The 15,063-nt window shown below is 36.2% G+C and carries 13 protein-coding genes and 2 pseudogenes; all 15 read right to left on the bottom strand.

Features of this window, described 5'->3' with window-relative positions; genetic code table 11:
- Window positions 1-353 precede the first annotated feature (353 nt).
- Entirely contained in the window at window positions 354-1,262 is a 909-nt protein-coding gene (locus tag DESACI_RS20335) for an IS66 family transposase (protein WP_014829107.1), read from the bottom strand.
- Window positions 1,255-1,608, bottom strand: coding sequence for an IS66 family insertion sequence element accessory protein TnpB (gene tnpB / locus DESACI_RS20340; protein ID WP_014829108.1), 354 nt, complete (start codon window positions 1,606-1,608; stop codon window positions 1,255-1,257). Before tnpB ends, DESACI_RS20335 begins: the two co-directional genes overlap by 8 nt.
- Window positions 1,602-1,964, bottom strand: a complete 363-nt coding sequence (tnpA, locus tag DESACI_RS20345; protein ID WP_014829109.1) for an IS66 family insertion sequence element accessory protein TnpA — start codon at window positions 1,962-1,964, stop codon at window positions 1,602-1,604. Before tnpA ends, tnpB begins: the two co-directional genes overlap by 7 nt.
- Window positions 1,965-2,234: 270 nt before the next feature.
- Window positions 2,235-2,885, bottom strand: coding sequence for an adenylyl-sulfate kinase (gene cysC, locus DESACI_RS25700; RefSeq protein WP_345788497.1), 651 nt, complete (start codon window positions 2,883-2,885; stop codon window positions 2,235-2,237).
- A gap of 6 nt (window positions 2,886-2,891) precedes the next feature.
- Window positions 2,892-4,100, bottom strand: a pseudogene (locus DESACI_RS25850) (GTP-binding protein); the annotation flags it as partial.
- A gap of 41 nt (window positions 4,101-4,141) precedes the next feature.
- Complete coding sequence (locus tag DESACI_RS25855) at window positions 4,142-4,276, bottom strand: hypothetical protein (protein ID WP_282434143.1); 135 nt, start codon at window positions 4,274-4,276, stop codon at window positions 4,142-4,144.
- An 86-nt stretch (window positions 4,277-4,362) separates the two neighbouring features.
- A pseudogene (locus DESACI_RS20355) lies at window positions 4,363-4,935 on the bottom strand (3'(2'),5'-bisphosphate nucleotidase CysQ family protein); the annotation flags it as partial.
- A 115-nt stretch (window positions 4,936-5,050) separates the two neighbouring features.
- Window positions 5,051-6,649 carry a murein biosynthesis integral membrane protein MurJ gene (gene murJ / locus DESACI_RS20360; protein WP_014829112.1) on the bottom strand — a complete coding sequence of 533 codons (1,599 nt, stop codon included), beginning with the start codon at window positions 6,647-6,649 and terminating at the stop codon, window positions 5,051-5,053.
- Between the two features lie 122 nt (window positions 6,650-6,771).
- Window positions 6,772-7,644 carry a sulfotransferase gene (locus DESACI_RS20365; RefSeq protein WP_014829113.1) on the bottom strand — a complete coding sequence of 291 codons (873 nt, stop codon included), beginning with the start codon at window positions 7,642-7,644 and terminating at the stop codon, window positions 6,772-6,774.
- Window positions 7,645-7,717: 73 nt separating this feature from the next.
- Complete coding sequence (locus tag DESACI_RS20370; protein WP_041276159.1) at window positions 7,718-8,839, bottom strand: glycosyltransferase; 1,122 nt, start codon at window positions 8,837-8,839, stop codon at window positions 7,718-7,720.
- Complete coding sequence (locus tag DESACI_RS23260) at window positions 8,839-9,798, bottom strand: glycosyltransferase (protein ID WP_014829115.1); 960 nt, start codon at window positions 9,796-9,798, stop codon at window positions 8,839-8,841. Before DESACI_RS23260 ends, DESACI_RS20370 begins: the two co-directional genes overlap by 1 nt.
- 366 nt (window positions 9,799-10,164) lie before the next feature.
- Window positions 10,165-11,298 carry a glycosyltransferase family 4 protein gene (locus DESACI_RS20380; RefSeq protein ID WP_014829117.1) on the bottom strand — a complete coding sequence of 378 codons (1,134 nt, stop codon included), beginning with the start codon at window positions 11,296-11,298 and terminating at the stop codon, window positions 10,165-10,167.
- A gap of 343 nt (window positions 11,299-11,641) precedes the next feature.
- Complete coding sequence (locus DESACI_RS20385) at window positions 11,642-12,976, bottom strand: O-antigen ligase family protein (RefSeq protein WP_014829118.1); 1,335 nt, start codon at window positions 12,974-12,976, stop codon at window positions 11,642-11,644.
- A complete protein-coding gene (locus DESACI_RS20390; RefSeq protein WP_014829119.1) occupies window positions 12,960-13,826 on the bottom strand; it encodes a glycosyltransferase in 867 nt (288 codons plus the stop codon). Before DESACI_RS20390 ends, DESACI_RS20385 begins: the two co-directional genes overlap by 17 nt.
- Window positions 13,792-15,033 (bottom strand): beta 1-4 rhamnosyltransferase Cps2T, encoded by a 1,242-nt coding sequence (gene cps2T / locus DESACI_RS20395; RefSeq protein ID WP_041276686.1) that lies wholly within the window; start codon window positions 15,031-15,033, stop codon window positions 13,792-13,794. The genes DESACI_RS20390 and cps2T overlap by 35 nt, the downstream gene beginning before the upstream one ends.
- Between the last annotated feature and the right edge of the window lie 30 nt (window positions 15,034-15,063).

Below are 15,063 nucleotides of genomic sequence, written 5' to 3' on the forward strand. Positions count from 1 at the left end.
TTCATTATATATGTGGGGTCATTATTGTTGCATAAGTTATGAATCCGCTTTGCCAATAGCTTTATTTAAAATTGGCTAATTCCTATATTTACTTATATGGTGTATACGAAAGAAAAGGAAGGTTCCGGGGAGTATAATACTTAGCCCCAACTAACTTGAATTGACCTAAAAAGTAACGTCTAATAATGGTAAGTATTTCGTCGTAATATAAACTGGGATGGGCTAACATCCCGGCATTATTCTAGTGACCTAACTTATTACTCTTTTCTAAAATATTGTCGAAACTTATAGGAAAAGAAAGGTTCCCGGAACCTGCCCGGAACGGTGACCACCGGGAGCCGTTCCGGCGAGTACTACATAATATACGGCTCTACATAAGACGAATTATGTGAAGCTTTACATAATTCATCCCCATGCAGTACCTGCCGGGCGCAAAGCCTTCGATGCAGTTCACGATAGATGGGCTCCAGCCAGTCCTCGGTGCTTTTCAGTACCCAGTTGGACAAGGTTTGTCGCGAAAGCGTTATTCCCTGGCGCAAAAAGGCTTGTTCCTGCCGGTACAGCGGGGCTCCCATGACAAACTTTTGCGTGATGATGTGCGCCACCGCCTCCGGTGAGGCAAAGCTGCCTTTGATGACATTGTTTCTCTGTGGCGTTCTAATCACGGGGACGTTAGTTCCGGTTTTTTCGCAGGTTCGGCAGGCATAGGTATAATAAATATCCTCCAGGATTACCGCGCTGGCCGGAATGATTTTTAGCCGTCGCTGTACGGTCTTACCGATGATTTGCAGTTCGTCGCTGCATACCGGGCAGTTTCGCTCTTCCTTCGGCAGAAAATGCTCGGTGGTTTCGACGGGCAGATCCTCTGGTAGCTTTTCCTTCGTTTCTCGGCGCTTCTTCCGAACGTGTTTTTTAACGTCGGTTAGCTCTGGTTCCGGCATGGCTTCGTCTGCGAAGACTTCCGCTTCATTGAATAGGTTCGGCTGCTCCCACTCGTCATATTTGCTTTGCTCAGACGAAGACCCAAAACGTTTTTGCCGGGTCAGGCGCAGTTGTTCCAGAAACCACTCTACCTGACGCGACAATTCAGCGTTTTGGGTCTTCAGTGAAAGATATTCATTGTATTCTGTGCGCGAAATCGTGACGATTTCGACGCTGTCTTTAACGGTTTCATTCGCGTTTTTCATACTTGAATTATACCATATTTTTCCTCGAAAAACAATGAAAAAGTCGTATTTCAAAGGCTTTCCGGCGCTAAACAATACTCAAATCCTTCATCGGACGCAGGGCTTTGGGCTGGTCGATGGAGAGTCCTTCCATGAGCCAGCGGAACTGCTGCTCCGTGAGTACACGGACGTCTTCCGGGGTTCTCGGCCATTGGAAACGCCCGTTCTCCAACCGCTTATACAGAAGCACGAACCCGTCTTCCTCCCAGTAGAGCGCTTTAATACGGTCGGTTCTCCGGCCGCAGAACAGAAACAGACTGTCCGAGAAGGGGTCAAGCTGAAAGCGTTGCTGAACCATAGCTGCCAGTCCGTCAATGCCCCGCCGTAGGTCTGTGTAGCCGCAGGCCAGATACACGTGCGCAGCGCGTGTGACATCTAACACAGCGCCTTCACCGCTCTTAGGACAGCTTCCACGGTTTCTGAACTGACCCCGTTTTGAATTTCCAGTGTGACAGCATCGAGATGAAGGATGACGGCAGCCGTAGATGCAGGCGCGCTCTGAATCGGAGCCGACAACGGGTATTCGGCAAATACCGCTGTCTCATCCAGTATCATAACCGGCTGCCGCTTTGACCCTTCAAGAAGGTTTTGTGTCCCTGCGTCCCAAACAACACGCTGCCACCGATAAAAGGTCTGAGGACTAATATTGTGCTCGTTGCACCAAGTGCGAATTGTTTGTCCGCTGTTCCGACATTCATAGATAAGCTTGCGCCATTTCTCCACTTTTAGCTCTCTCATGTTTTACCTTTTGCAGTTCCATTTTTCATCCTCTCCTGCGAGTAGTATTAAGAGCTACTGAGAGTTCTCGCGATATCTCAGGATACTCTCGCTACCATAGTTTCTCACAGAAAAAGCGTGTGAGCTATGTGTCGTTAGATTTGACGCTTACAAGAGAACTGTCTATTTTAGTGTAACCTATCCATTGTCTCAATAAGCAAGTGAACATGGTTATCCATTATGCCCGGAACGGGGACTACTGGGAGTCGTTCCGGCGAGTAAGGCTTTTGTTTAGCGTACGGGAACCATCTCAAGGTAAGGATGACTGAATAGGAGCCCATTGCTGTACTTCAAAATATGTTTGATAACAATATCTGCTGCAGTCTCGATAGAAAACTTACTCGTATCGATCTCAATATCAGGATTATCCGGCGCTTCATAAGGACTAGAAATTCCGGTGAAATTGGGGATCTCACCAGCTCTGGCTTTTTTGTAAAGTCCTTTTACATCTCTTTTTTCACATTCTTCGAGAGGTGTACTTACATATATTTCTACAAATTCTTTGCCAATAATCCTTCTGGCGTTTTCCCGATCATCTTTATATGGCGAGATAAATGCCGTAAGAGTGATAATTCCTGCATCATTCATTAGCTTAGCGACTTCGGCAATCCTTCTGATATTTTCAATTCTGTCAGCCTCTTTAAAACCTAAATTTTTATTCAAACCGTGTCTGACATTATCACCATCAAGCAACATAGTATGTTTGCCCATGGCAACGAGCCCTTTCTCTACTTCATTTGCAAGGGTAGACTTCCCGGAACCTGATAAGCCCGTGAACCATAGAGTCAGCGGTTTTTGGCACTTTTGTTGTGCACGGATTTCTCGAGTGATATCAGTATTCTGCCACACAACATTCGTTGATCTTCTTAATGAATGTTCAATAACCCCCAATGCGGAGGTTTTATTTGTAATCTTGTCGATTAAACTAAGAGACCCTAATGACTTGTTATTCTTAATTTTATCAAACACTATATTTTCAGACAGAGCTATATCACATACTGCCAGCTCACTCCTGAATACACTATTGACACTAATCCTATTGCCAGTGTTTATGTCAATTTTATATTTAAGAGCCATTACCGTAGCTGTCAGAACTTTGGCCCCTACCCTAATAAGGTAGCTTTTCCCAGCAACAAGCTCTATGTTATCCAACCAAAGGATTGTAGCGGTAAACATGTCAGCAATTTGAAGATTTGCTTCTTTAACTAATACACATCCTCTTGCTACATCCACTTCTTTGTCAATGCAAATAGTAACTGCTTGCCCCATAAATGCCTGATCTTTTTTACTATCCGTATAAATACCTTTTATTTTGGCCTTTTGTCTGCTCGGAAGAGTAAGAACCTCATCACCAACAGAAATGGTCCCAGATTCTATCTGTCCCTGAAGTTCTCTGAAGGAATCATTAAATTTTAGGTTTGTCACCTTTTGGACTAACATGACAAAACTTTCGCTGTTCGATTTTGAGTTTGTTTCGATCTCTTCGAGATAAGAAAGTAAAGGTAACCCTTCATTCCAGGACATATGATTAGATGGCTTGATAACATTATCGCCTTCAGTTCCCGAAACCGGAATGAACTCGATACTTTTCATGTTAAAATCAGCTGTAAGACTTAAAAAGTCCTGTCTAATTTCCCTAAATCTATAAAAATCATAATGAAGCAAATCCATCTTATTTACAACCACAACAATGTGATGAATGCCCATCAAAGTGCAAATTTTCAGTTGTCTTTTAAGTTGCTCAGACACACCTTGGACACCATCTAAGACAATAACAGCCAGATTTGAAAGAAAAGCCCCCAGAGCTATCTCACACAAAGTTTGCTCATCACCAGGAGCATCGGTAACAATAAAAGACTTAGTTGCGGTTTCATAATATCTACTTATATTATTTAAAATTTCTTGTTTGGTTAGCAAGTCGTTTAAAAAATAGTCAAAAGAATAGTTAATTTCTTCACCATGAATGCCAGTTTTGTTATCTGGTTCCGCGACAGAATTAGAAGTTATTAATTTTTCCTTACCAAATATTCTTTCGACCAATGTTGATTTTCCGCTATTAACCGGTCCGCAGAAAATCAATTTAAGTACGGTTTTCAAGGCGATATACCCTCTTTTTCTTATTACCTATACACAGTTAATTAAATCCATATATTCTCTTTTCTATTCACAACATAAAACCCTTTTTCATTCAGGATGTTTTCCCGATTATAAAGCATCTCGGTCCCATCCATTTGTCTAAAGATGCACCCAGCTTCTTCAACGATACACTGCATAGCTGCCGTATCCCATTCCGAAGTAAACCGAAACGATAATATACATCTGCTTCACCTGAAGCTACCAAGCAGCCTTTTAGTGAGCTACCTGCCGATACGGTCTCTTTGATTTTGTCATTATTCACTTCAATTAGCTTAACGTCTTTTTCTGATGAATGAGACTTGATGGATACCATGATAAGATTTTCAACTTTATCTGTAAATTGAAGTCTCCTTTTTTCCAGACTAATTTCTCCGTTTTGAACTTTCTCTATATATGATCCATAATCTTTACTGGCGAAATATAAGTCACCCGTAACAGGCACGTATATAACACCAATGATAATCTTATGCTTATAGGCTAATGCAATGTTGACCGTAAATTGACCATTTCTATTAATAAACTCCTTTGTCCCATCTAATGGATCAACAATAAAGCAAAAGTCATTAACTAATCGACTTTTATCATCTCTAGATTCTTCCGATAATATTGCATATTCCGAATAATTAGCTTTAAGCCCTGTCATAATGATTTCATTAGATTTGCGATCAGCAAAAGTCAAAGGGGATTTGTCTTCTTTAACTTCAATATTAAAATTCGTCTCATAAATTTTTTGTATTTCGGTCCCAGCTTTTATTGCCAATGTATAAAATTCTTCCATTAATGTTTCTAGGTTCATCTAAAAACTCCATATTCCATTACTTATGCTGGCATTTGACAGTTAACCACTGGCCGAGGCCGAAGATAATAAATTCCTTCAGGTTTACGCTAATGACCCCGACGAGAAATAATTACTAATTTAGGAAGATCTTCACTGCCTTAATCCGTCCGACCTTCCTTCTCACCCAAGCGATCCCCTTGCACACTTCTTCAACCCGAAAAACATAAGTCAGTACCAGATAGACCAACAGCCCAGCCAGGACGCTTAAAAGGGTGCTGAGGATTAACCCTTTAAATCCAGCCCAATATCCGTGCAAAAGCGTATTAGCAAAATAAACAACTACTCCCGTAAGCCCTCCGGCCGCTAGGATCTGCAAGGCAAAGACCACTAAGGCCCGGTAAGGCAGAGGTGCCTTCTTCTGGAGCTTCAGCACGACAAAAAATCCGAGAAAAAGGAGGATTAAATTAGTCAATCCCGAAAGTGAGTTGGCAAGAGCAAGCCCCCGCTGCTGCAGTAAACGAACCAGGATGATACTTAAGAAAATATTAACCAATAAAGCCATGGCACCGGTTCCGACTGCCACAACCATCTTTTTCAAGGCAAAATAAACGTTCACCAGCATGCCTACCATCGACCCAGTTAAGAGCACACCCAGCAGATATGGGACGGTCTCTGCCGTAATCCGCGTATCCTCCGTATCAAAAACTCCATGCTGAAAAAGCATCTGGACGAGAGGGAAACGGAGAACGTAGAGCCCGATAACAGCTGGAAAAATGACGAGTAAGAGGAGACGTACAGCTCGATTGAGCCCTTCGACCAAGCGGGGCCAATCCTCGAGGGCTGCCGCATTGACCAAGAGCGGATAGACTACCATACCCACCGCCCCGCTAAAGATAGTCTGGGGCAGGAGTACCAATTTGCTGGCAAAATACAGCGCAGAAACCCTTCCCGCCGGTAGCCCTGTCGCTAAGGTACGGTCGACGATGAGGTTCACCTGAGCCACCGCGGCTGAGACTATAAATGGAGTCAGCAAAGTAAACATCTCCCGCACCCCAGGGTCGTAAAAATCCAAAAGAAAGCGGTAGTGAAACCCATGCTTGCGAGCTGAAGGTAGTTGGAGCAAAAACTGGCCCAGCACCCCAAGAACAGATCCCGCTGCCAGTCCGTAAATGCCCCAAAACCTACCTAGCGTGAAGATGCTACTGATAATAAACACATTAGAGATAAGTCCGATCGAAGATGGAGCAAGGAATGAGTGGTGAGCGTTGTTCACCCCCACCAGGATTCCCAGAAGCCCGCCGAAGAAAAGATTCGGCAGCATTATGCGAGTAAGCTCTACCGTGAGGTTTAATCGACTTCCAGCATAGCTTGGCGCAATCAGGTGAACGATGAACGGCGCAAAAAGGAAAAAGATTGTTCCCAACGCTCCAAGTAGTAAAATGAAAAGGGAAAAGACAATGTTTGTTGTGCGCCAGGCTTTCTCTTCCTCACCTTTAGCTAAGTAACTAGCATAGACCGTAATAAAAGTGCTAGTTAGCGAACCGCTGATTGTACCAGAAAAAAAAGTAGGAATAATTGCGGCAACAAGATAGGCATCTGTCATTCCAGAAGCCCCAAACGTATAGGCGATTGATGATTCCCGGATAAGCCCTAAAACAGTGCTAAATCCTATTATGAGTGCAACCATTAGTGCGTTACGAGCAATAAATTTCTGTGTGGATAAAACCGTCATTCCATTACTCCTCCGACCTAGTACTATTTTACAACTATACTTCCGAGGGGGGATACAGTCTGTGGTCAACATAAAATTGAAAAGAGACTTTTTGTTAAGTAAAGCTATAATCGTTCTATTGGCTAAAAGAGATTTCCATAACCCAATCTTTTAACCACCACATCGTCCTTAAGCTGTTTGTATACATTAACAAGTTCTTTGTCATTTAAAAAAGCGTATTTCCGGGATAATTGCGTAGTATCTACGATATTCCTTAGCTTGCCACGATCAAAGTCTGTTCCAATAAAATCTGATAAGCTGTTTAAGTAATATTCAGGTCGTTCCACATAATCCTCGTATTGAATGCTCATCCAATCAGAGGAAAATCTCTCTTCCATCAAGGAAGCCTGACAAATGTATTCCTTCCATAACCCAACTCCCCCATGAATCTCTGCTACTCTCATGGATTCAAGAATGTTCGTTTTACCTAGTAAAAGTGCTTGTTTGATATATGTTTTTAATGAATGTTTAAATTCTTTTCTTATTGTTAATTCCCTTTTTCGGAGGCTCTCCGCTGTATCAATCGGATTTCTATAGATATGGACTATTTTAGCTGACGGAAATATCTCCTTCCAAAATTCAACGGTAAAGGTATTCCTCGGGTCCTTCCATCCCCACGGTATACTAAGCTTACTGATATTCCCATATCTTAGATAATGACGGAGGCCCATGTATTCAATTGCACGGAGTGATGACAAATGGTATGTAGTAACTTTAATTAGCTCTCGTTTAATATTGACATTTGAACTTATGCATTTAGTAAAATAACCCGGATTGTCCCAGCTAGCGCAACACTCCGATAAAATCCACGAATTTAACTTTAAAAAAAACACAGATTCGCAGTTCTCTTCTTTTTTGCAACCTACAAATAATCCTAAAGTTTCAAGATGTTTTGTTAGCATAGTGGTACCAGACCGATGCATTCCAAGAATAATAACGGGAGCTAAAAAATTCATTTTTTGCCTCACTCCAGAAATTTGTTTTCACATTTTTAGGTTATACTTTGACAAAATATCTAAATAGCAAGTCTTATCCGTTTTTATTATAGTTGTTAAGAAGATTTTGGTAGCCTACTATAGTTTGTTTCGCAGCATTTTCCCATGTATAAAAATTCTTTACCCGTTCTTTTAGTCTTGGATTATTTTTTTCAATAACTGCTTGCTTAACAGCTAAAAATATTGACTGAGGATCTTCAGGTTCACAATAGTAAGCCATGTCTCCAAAATAGTCGATTGTTGTTCCCCTGTTCGTTACTACAATATTACATCCACAAGAAGCTGCTTCTAAACTTACTAGACCGGGCGTTTCGTACCAGCTTGGTAAGACATGAACTTTTGCTTTTAAATACATCTCATAGACTTTATCATAAGAGACGTGACTTAAAAATACTGTATTATTATTTGCGTTATTAACTACCATTTGATAATATTTCTTGTGATTTGGTGCAGCGTCTCCAACGATATACAACTTGTAGTTCGTGTTATATAATGCCCTAACTAAGTTCAATTGGTTTTTTCGAGGCTCAATACGTCCAACGCATAAAATGGTATTTTCATAATCTAATTTAGCCTTTGATTTATTAAGTGAGGGCTCACAATTCAGCTGAGTTGTATCAATAGCATTTACCACGACATTATAATTCGTCAAATTGCGTCCGAATTTTTTGTTTAGTTCTTTAATCTCTAACACAGAATTCGGCAGTAACCAGTCAGCCGATTCTAAAATTTTTTCTTGGATGCAGGAATATGTCTTTAAAACCATTTTTAAAGGCGGAAGTTTCTTTTCTTCTTTTATATATTTAACGTTCATTTTTATAGTTTCATAACGATTAACTCCTAAGATTTTATTCAATGTTTTTCTTAGTTTAAATTGACCTTTCAATTCGAGTTCATCTGTAGGCCAATAAATTGTTGAAAGAATTACTGGTTTATTATATTTTTTTGCATTTAGTAATTGAAGATAAGTTTCCTGAACCCTTGTCAAATTAAAAAGATGCACAATATCATATTTTCTAACATCTTCAAAAATACTTAATGATAAATCAACGTGAACATTGTATTTTTCTAAGTACTCTTTTGTTTTTAAAATTTGAATCGTATCTCCGCCCTTAGTCGAAAGTAAATTTGATCTCGATTGCATCAAAATCTTCATCACATTTTAAACCTCTGATTAGAATTAGTCAGTTTACGTTCTTTCAATCCCATTCCAAACCCAGTGATATTAGCAGACAAAGTATTTAGAGCGTGGATCTCTTTATTTGTAATTTTCTTCATTAAAAGTACTATGAATAAAAAAATAAAATAATAGATTATTTGATACCAAGAAAAGTACTTTCCCATTATATATGTAAAGCATATTATACCATTATTATTTTTAACATCATTTTTTATGTGACCGAAATTGTTTGGTAGTAATCGATTAATTCCTAATTTCCTCGCATGCCTTTTCCATTGATTTAAGTTCAAAGAATGTTTATGTTCCAAATTCGGATGAACAATCTTAGCATTATTTACTACAAATATTGTAAAGCCATATTTTTTTGCTCGCAGGGAATACTCTATATCTTCGCCTCCAACAAAAAAATGTATATAATCATAAAACCCAATAACCCCGAGGACTTTCCTCGAAATGAGAACACCATTAGTTCCAAATGAATCGATAAAAAAATCCTTTGATTTAGAGCAAACGTAATAAAACTTTCCAAAAATACTTATTCTCATTCTAAAAAAACCCTGTTCGTTCATTTCTTGATCCAGAACTATGGGGCAAACAATTTCTGCTTTAGATATGTTAGCAGCTAATTGCTCTAAACAATCGTTATAGGGAATACCATCTTGATCCAGTAACCAGATATAATCAGCCCCTTGGCAATAAGCCATTTGCATGCCTTTTGAAAAACCTTTTGCAGAACCACAGTTACCCTTCATATCGACATATTCAATATTTAATGTACTATTCAAAACAACTTCCTCATTTTGTCCCTTTGTTTCTGTGCTATTATCTAAAACAATTAACTTATTTATCTTATAAGTTTGATTTGTTAAAGCTTTTATTAATTCCATTAAATCTAAAGGTGAATTATATGCAACGATGACCGCAAAGACTTTCACTCTTTCATCTCCATTCTAAAAGTTAATCCTCTTTATTTATTTTATATAACAAGTAACGGAATATGGGCATATTGGCCAAGCCTATCACTGCTACCTAAAATCCCTGCAACATATGGTATGGTGATTATTGGTATTATTACATTGAATACTTGTGCCACCAAATTGTACATATAACTTTTTATTATACTCATTTATCTATTCCTTAATTTATACAATTGTTTTATGTATAGAAGTCTATCTTGATTTGACGTTGACCATATAACCCTATCCCTAGCGTACCAAAATGAATAAAATAAAAAGCTCAAGAATAACTAAAGGTAAACCACAGTATTTAATAATTTTTACTTCTTTTATACTTTAATTTAATTAATTATTAAGAGCCTCTTTAATAACCTTTTCAAATTGTTCCAACCACTTATCCCAGTTCAATTCTCTCTCATATTTTTCCCTAGTTGAATACATCAGTTGCGAATAAATAAATGGATTATTATATAAATATTGAATTTTATTGGCATAATCTAATCCTTTAGCTTTTAATTCGAACTTGAAACCATTAACATTATCTTCAACATAACTACCTACCCCCCCAGTATTAGTAGTTAAAATTGGTAGTGCAAAAGCGCTTGCCTCACAATATACAATTGCTGAACACTCCGCTCGAGTAGGTAAAATAAGGAAACTACTTTCCAAAAATAATTTATATAACTTTTCAAAGTCTTTATTATTATTTTTATTTAGAAAGGGAATAATATTTACCTTATCATCCAAAATATGGGGATTGCATCCAACAATAATCAAGTTAGTATTTATTCCTCTTTCATTTAGTGTTTTTAAAGTTTCTAAGGCTATACCACCACCTTTTCTTTCCCAATCCACCCCTACAAATAACAAATTTATGGTATTTAATTGCTTTTCCCATACAATTTCCTCTTTTGTAGGTATTTTTTCTAAATTTGGTCCAAATTTTAAGATTCTAACTTTATTTCCAGCTACATTATACTGTGCATTTGAAGAATCAGCGGCCCATTTAGATGAAAGAACAATTCGTTTAGATTTATGCAAAGCATTAGACTCAATATCGTTTCCAGATATTATATTCGATTTGATCAAGTTCTCAAAAGAATGATAATAATTTAGCATTATTTGAAATGTAGCATCACTTAAGTAAATAATTGGCACGTTTGTCTCAACATAAGCAATTTCTGAAGACGCAAAGGGAGCAATTATAATATCATAATCTCCTTCTTTTATTAACTTTGTATAAATCCTCCCTAAATTCCGTGAAAAAAAGTGAGTATGACTAATCATGTATTTCCTTTTGAGGACTTTTATAACAAAATATTTTTTAATTAACAATGAAAATTGAATAATAGATATATTAGCAGGTCCAATCCATTCAATATTGTATTTATTTTTAAGTAAATGAAAAATAGTATAAATTGTTCCAGATGCGCTTGTTTTATCAATAGGATTATTCGTAGTTATAAATCCAATTTTCATTACTATCCTCCTTTCTGACATGCTGTCTAAGAATGATGTCGATATTTTATTTGTATTTCATTGAGGGAGTGCTGCTATCTTGCAAATTCAGAGCACTTGTCAGGGCTTCAAGAGTATCCGTCCCGTTGAGATAGCATTGGATAAAATAGCAATTTATTAAGCGTACTGAATTACTCTGGGATTGTTAAATTTGACATGGAACCCCTCGACGGATGCTTCAATTGGGTCGAGGGCTATGGCTCAAAAGATGTTCATTTGGGGTAAGCCCTATCCCTTAGCATTAGGGTACCATCCGCCGCGCCCATATCAAATTTAATTTGGGGTTTGAGGACGTATAAATGCACTATAGCCTAGAACACGAATCACTGACCGAATTAGGTGTTCTTTTGAGCGATATAGGTGCTCTGCTTGCGTGTGACAAATGCTCAGTTTCACCGAGATCACTGATCTGGTGAAACGAAATATTCATTTTATTATGGATTCCAAATAAAACGCTACTTAACAAACTTGCTGTAAAAAGTATTTCGAAGCATCCAGTTTGACTATAGATACCAGTTACTACCAGTGTCAAAAATGTAATGGATACTAAAAGCGCTCTTATTATTTTAACAAAAGCATTATATTGTACATGTTCTACTTCTTTTAAAAAATCATTAAATCTATATAAAAATAAAAAAAACATTAACAATCCAAATAGCCCAGTCTTTATTAAAATCATATAATATCCATTATGTGTTATAACCACTTCATCATAAACCTGACCATTTAAATCTATATTTATGCCTAAATCGACCAAAGATCCTAAACCATATCCAAATAACTTCTTAGTTATAGTTCCGTTTTCGAACATTTCTTTAGTCCTATATGCTTCATATCCCCGCCAATTTTTATTAATCTCGGCAATATCAGAATAATCAGAAGGGCTTATTTCATTAATAGAGTTAGCAATTTTATTATAAAACACAAATACTGGAGATTCTTTCATACCTGTTAAAAATATAGAAAATGAACCTAAAATGATTAAAGTCGTTAATAAAAAAATTAGCGATTTAAATTTTTTTTTACTTCTGTTAAAAATCAAGAAAAAGACAAGAATTATTGATACTCCAAATACAACTCTAGATAAGTATGAAATTATAGAACATAATAATATAAATATAATAATTCTTTTTAATATTTTGTTGTATAAATTTTTACTATTAAAAATTAAACTTATAGCAATTACTTCTATATAACTATCTAGACCACCATATTCTCTTATACTATTATAATCACCTAAAACTGAAGGTTTATATATAAATTTACCAATATGAATTAAAGAAATAATTATTGCAATATTGATTATTATTTTGGTTACAGTTTCTACGTCATTTATTTTTTTGGTTAACATAAAACCAGTCATGAGAATAATTATTGGATTTGCAAAATAAAAAATATCATGTTGAATATAATAGTTTTGATTATTCATACTATTTATTAAACCGATTATTAATAAGAGTATATTAGGTAATAATAAAGCAAACATTTTCTTTTGAATTTTAAATTTATTTCTTATTAATAAAATCAGACTAACTAATAACATTACAAAAAAGTTAATTTTATATGAAAAGAAATAAAAACTAAAGAATATTAAATATATTACATTTTGTTCCGTTTTTCTTTTATCTATATAGATCATTTTTAATCTCCAAGACTTTTAGAAAAATATGTTTTTCAATTATACTTAATTCAGCAAACAGATGAAAAAGTAATTTTTGCAAAAAGTTTATTTTAAGATAGTAATTATTGTATATCCTTGTACTATTTATTAATGTTTTGTATTTTTTTATCAAATTCAAATTCCTATTTATTGATACAGAGTGGCTATGATAGTAAGTAATATCAGGAATAAGCACATTCTTATAACCATGTTGTTTCAATCTATAACCTAAAACATTTTCTTCCATATATAAAAAAGTTCTTTCGTCAAAATAATTAATATTTTTAATAGCTTCGGTACTAATCATAAAAAATGAACCTGGCAAAACTTCAACCAAAATGTATTTACTAGTTTTCCTAGCTTTCTTATTCTCTCTTTGGAAAAATCTATTTAGGAAAAACAAAGATTTAATTGTATCAAAAAAAGTAGGCAATTTCCAGGATTCCAAAGTTCCATTCTGCTCACTAATCATCCTAGGCGCTACTATGCCGACCTTTTCAATTTCATTATAAACTTTTATCATTTCGTTTATAATTTTATTGTCAAAGTGTACATCAGGATTAGCAATAATAAAGTAACTTATACCGAAATTCCTTAAGGCGTATTTTATTCCAAAATTATTTCCATACGCATAGCCGCCATTTCTTTCTGTTTTGATAATATCTATTTTTTGAGACTTTGATTGCATTAATACTGAAAAGGAATTATCAGTTGAACAGTTATCAACAACAATAATTTTAAAAAATGAATCATAGTCTTTAACTGAGTTTATAAAGTTTCTAGTCGTGTCTAAGTCATTGTAATTTAATACTACTAGTGCTATTTCCATTTTTTGTCACTTCATCTCTTTGTATAAAGTAAGAAAAAAATATACTTTCATATCTTTCAATAATGTATTCCCAACCATAACAGTCATTGATTCTCTTTCTCGCAAGCGTGCTCAATTCATGAGTTTCTTTAGGACTCATTTTGTCTGCTACATCGATTAATTTAGCAAGACTCATATCTTCCTTCATCCAATAAATAGCCCCATCTTCACCGACTTCCCGATTAAATCCTACATCCAGTAATAAGTTCAGATCTGTGCTGCCAAGAGCTTCCAATAAGCTTGGATTAGTTCCTCCCACTTCATGACCGTGAATATAACCATAAGCATTTTCTCTAATTTTCGTGAGTAATTGCTGTTCATATACTGTACCAACAAATTTGATTCTTTTATCGTTTTCAAACCCAGTTGCTAATTTAAGTTTATCATAAAAAGGATTATTTCTAATTTCAGTAATTATAACAATATCTTTATCTGTGTTCGATCTCATAAACTCTCGAATGATTGTCTCATAATTGTTTTCCGGTACAAATCTTCCGACAACAAGATAGTACTCATGAGGTCTGACATTCTTGTTTTGATACCAAGCCACAACTTTTTGATCGTCATCCATTAATTTTGACTTAGTAGTTTCTGATCCATAAGCAATAAAAGTTGTGTTCGGATTGAATTTTTTATACCGTGTCTTAATATACTTTTGAATATTCTTACTGTCACAAATTAAAACATCCGAATACTTTACCATTAGCATTTCCGAAATTCTCCAATACCTCCTGACTAGTGCATTCCACTTAGCCCTTTTCCATTCATGCCCATCGGGATTAACATAAAGTCGCCCGCCAAGTTTTTCAATCTTCGCCTTATAATACCCAATGAAAGGACCGATACGGCAAGCAAGCACATAAATAATTGGGTGCTGAATTTTGTTAGACTTGATATACGCTAAACAATACTTCAAAGACTCCACATCATAAAAAATTGCTTTGGCTGGTCCTATATTATAACCTTTAATATCAAAACATTTTGCACCATTATGGGAAAACGTACGCAATTTCTCATTATCATCCACAAGACACGAAACGTGATACTGAATATCAGGAGATTTTTGATAAAGAGTAAGCTTTTCTACAAAGGTTTCAAATCCGCCGTACCTAGCCGGAATTCCCTTTGAGCCTATAATAAAAACGTGTTGTTTTTCTATTTCGGTCATCTTAGTACACAATTTATCAACCTCACATAT

It is taken from the genome of Desulfosporosinus acidiphilus SJ4 (assembly GCF_000255115.2).
Lineage (GTDB): Bacteria > Bacillota > Desulfitobacteriia > Desulfitobacteriales > Desulfitobacteriaceae > Desulfosporosinus > Desulfosporosinus acidiphilus.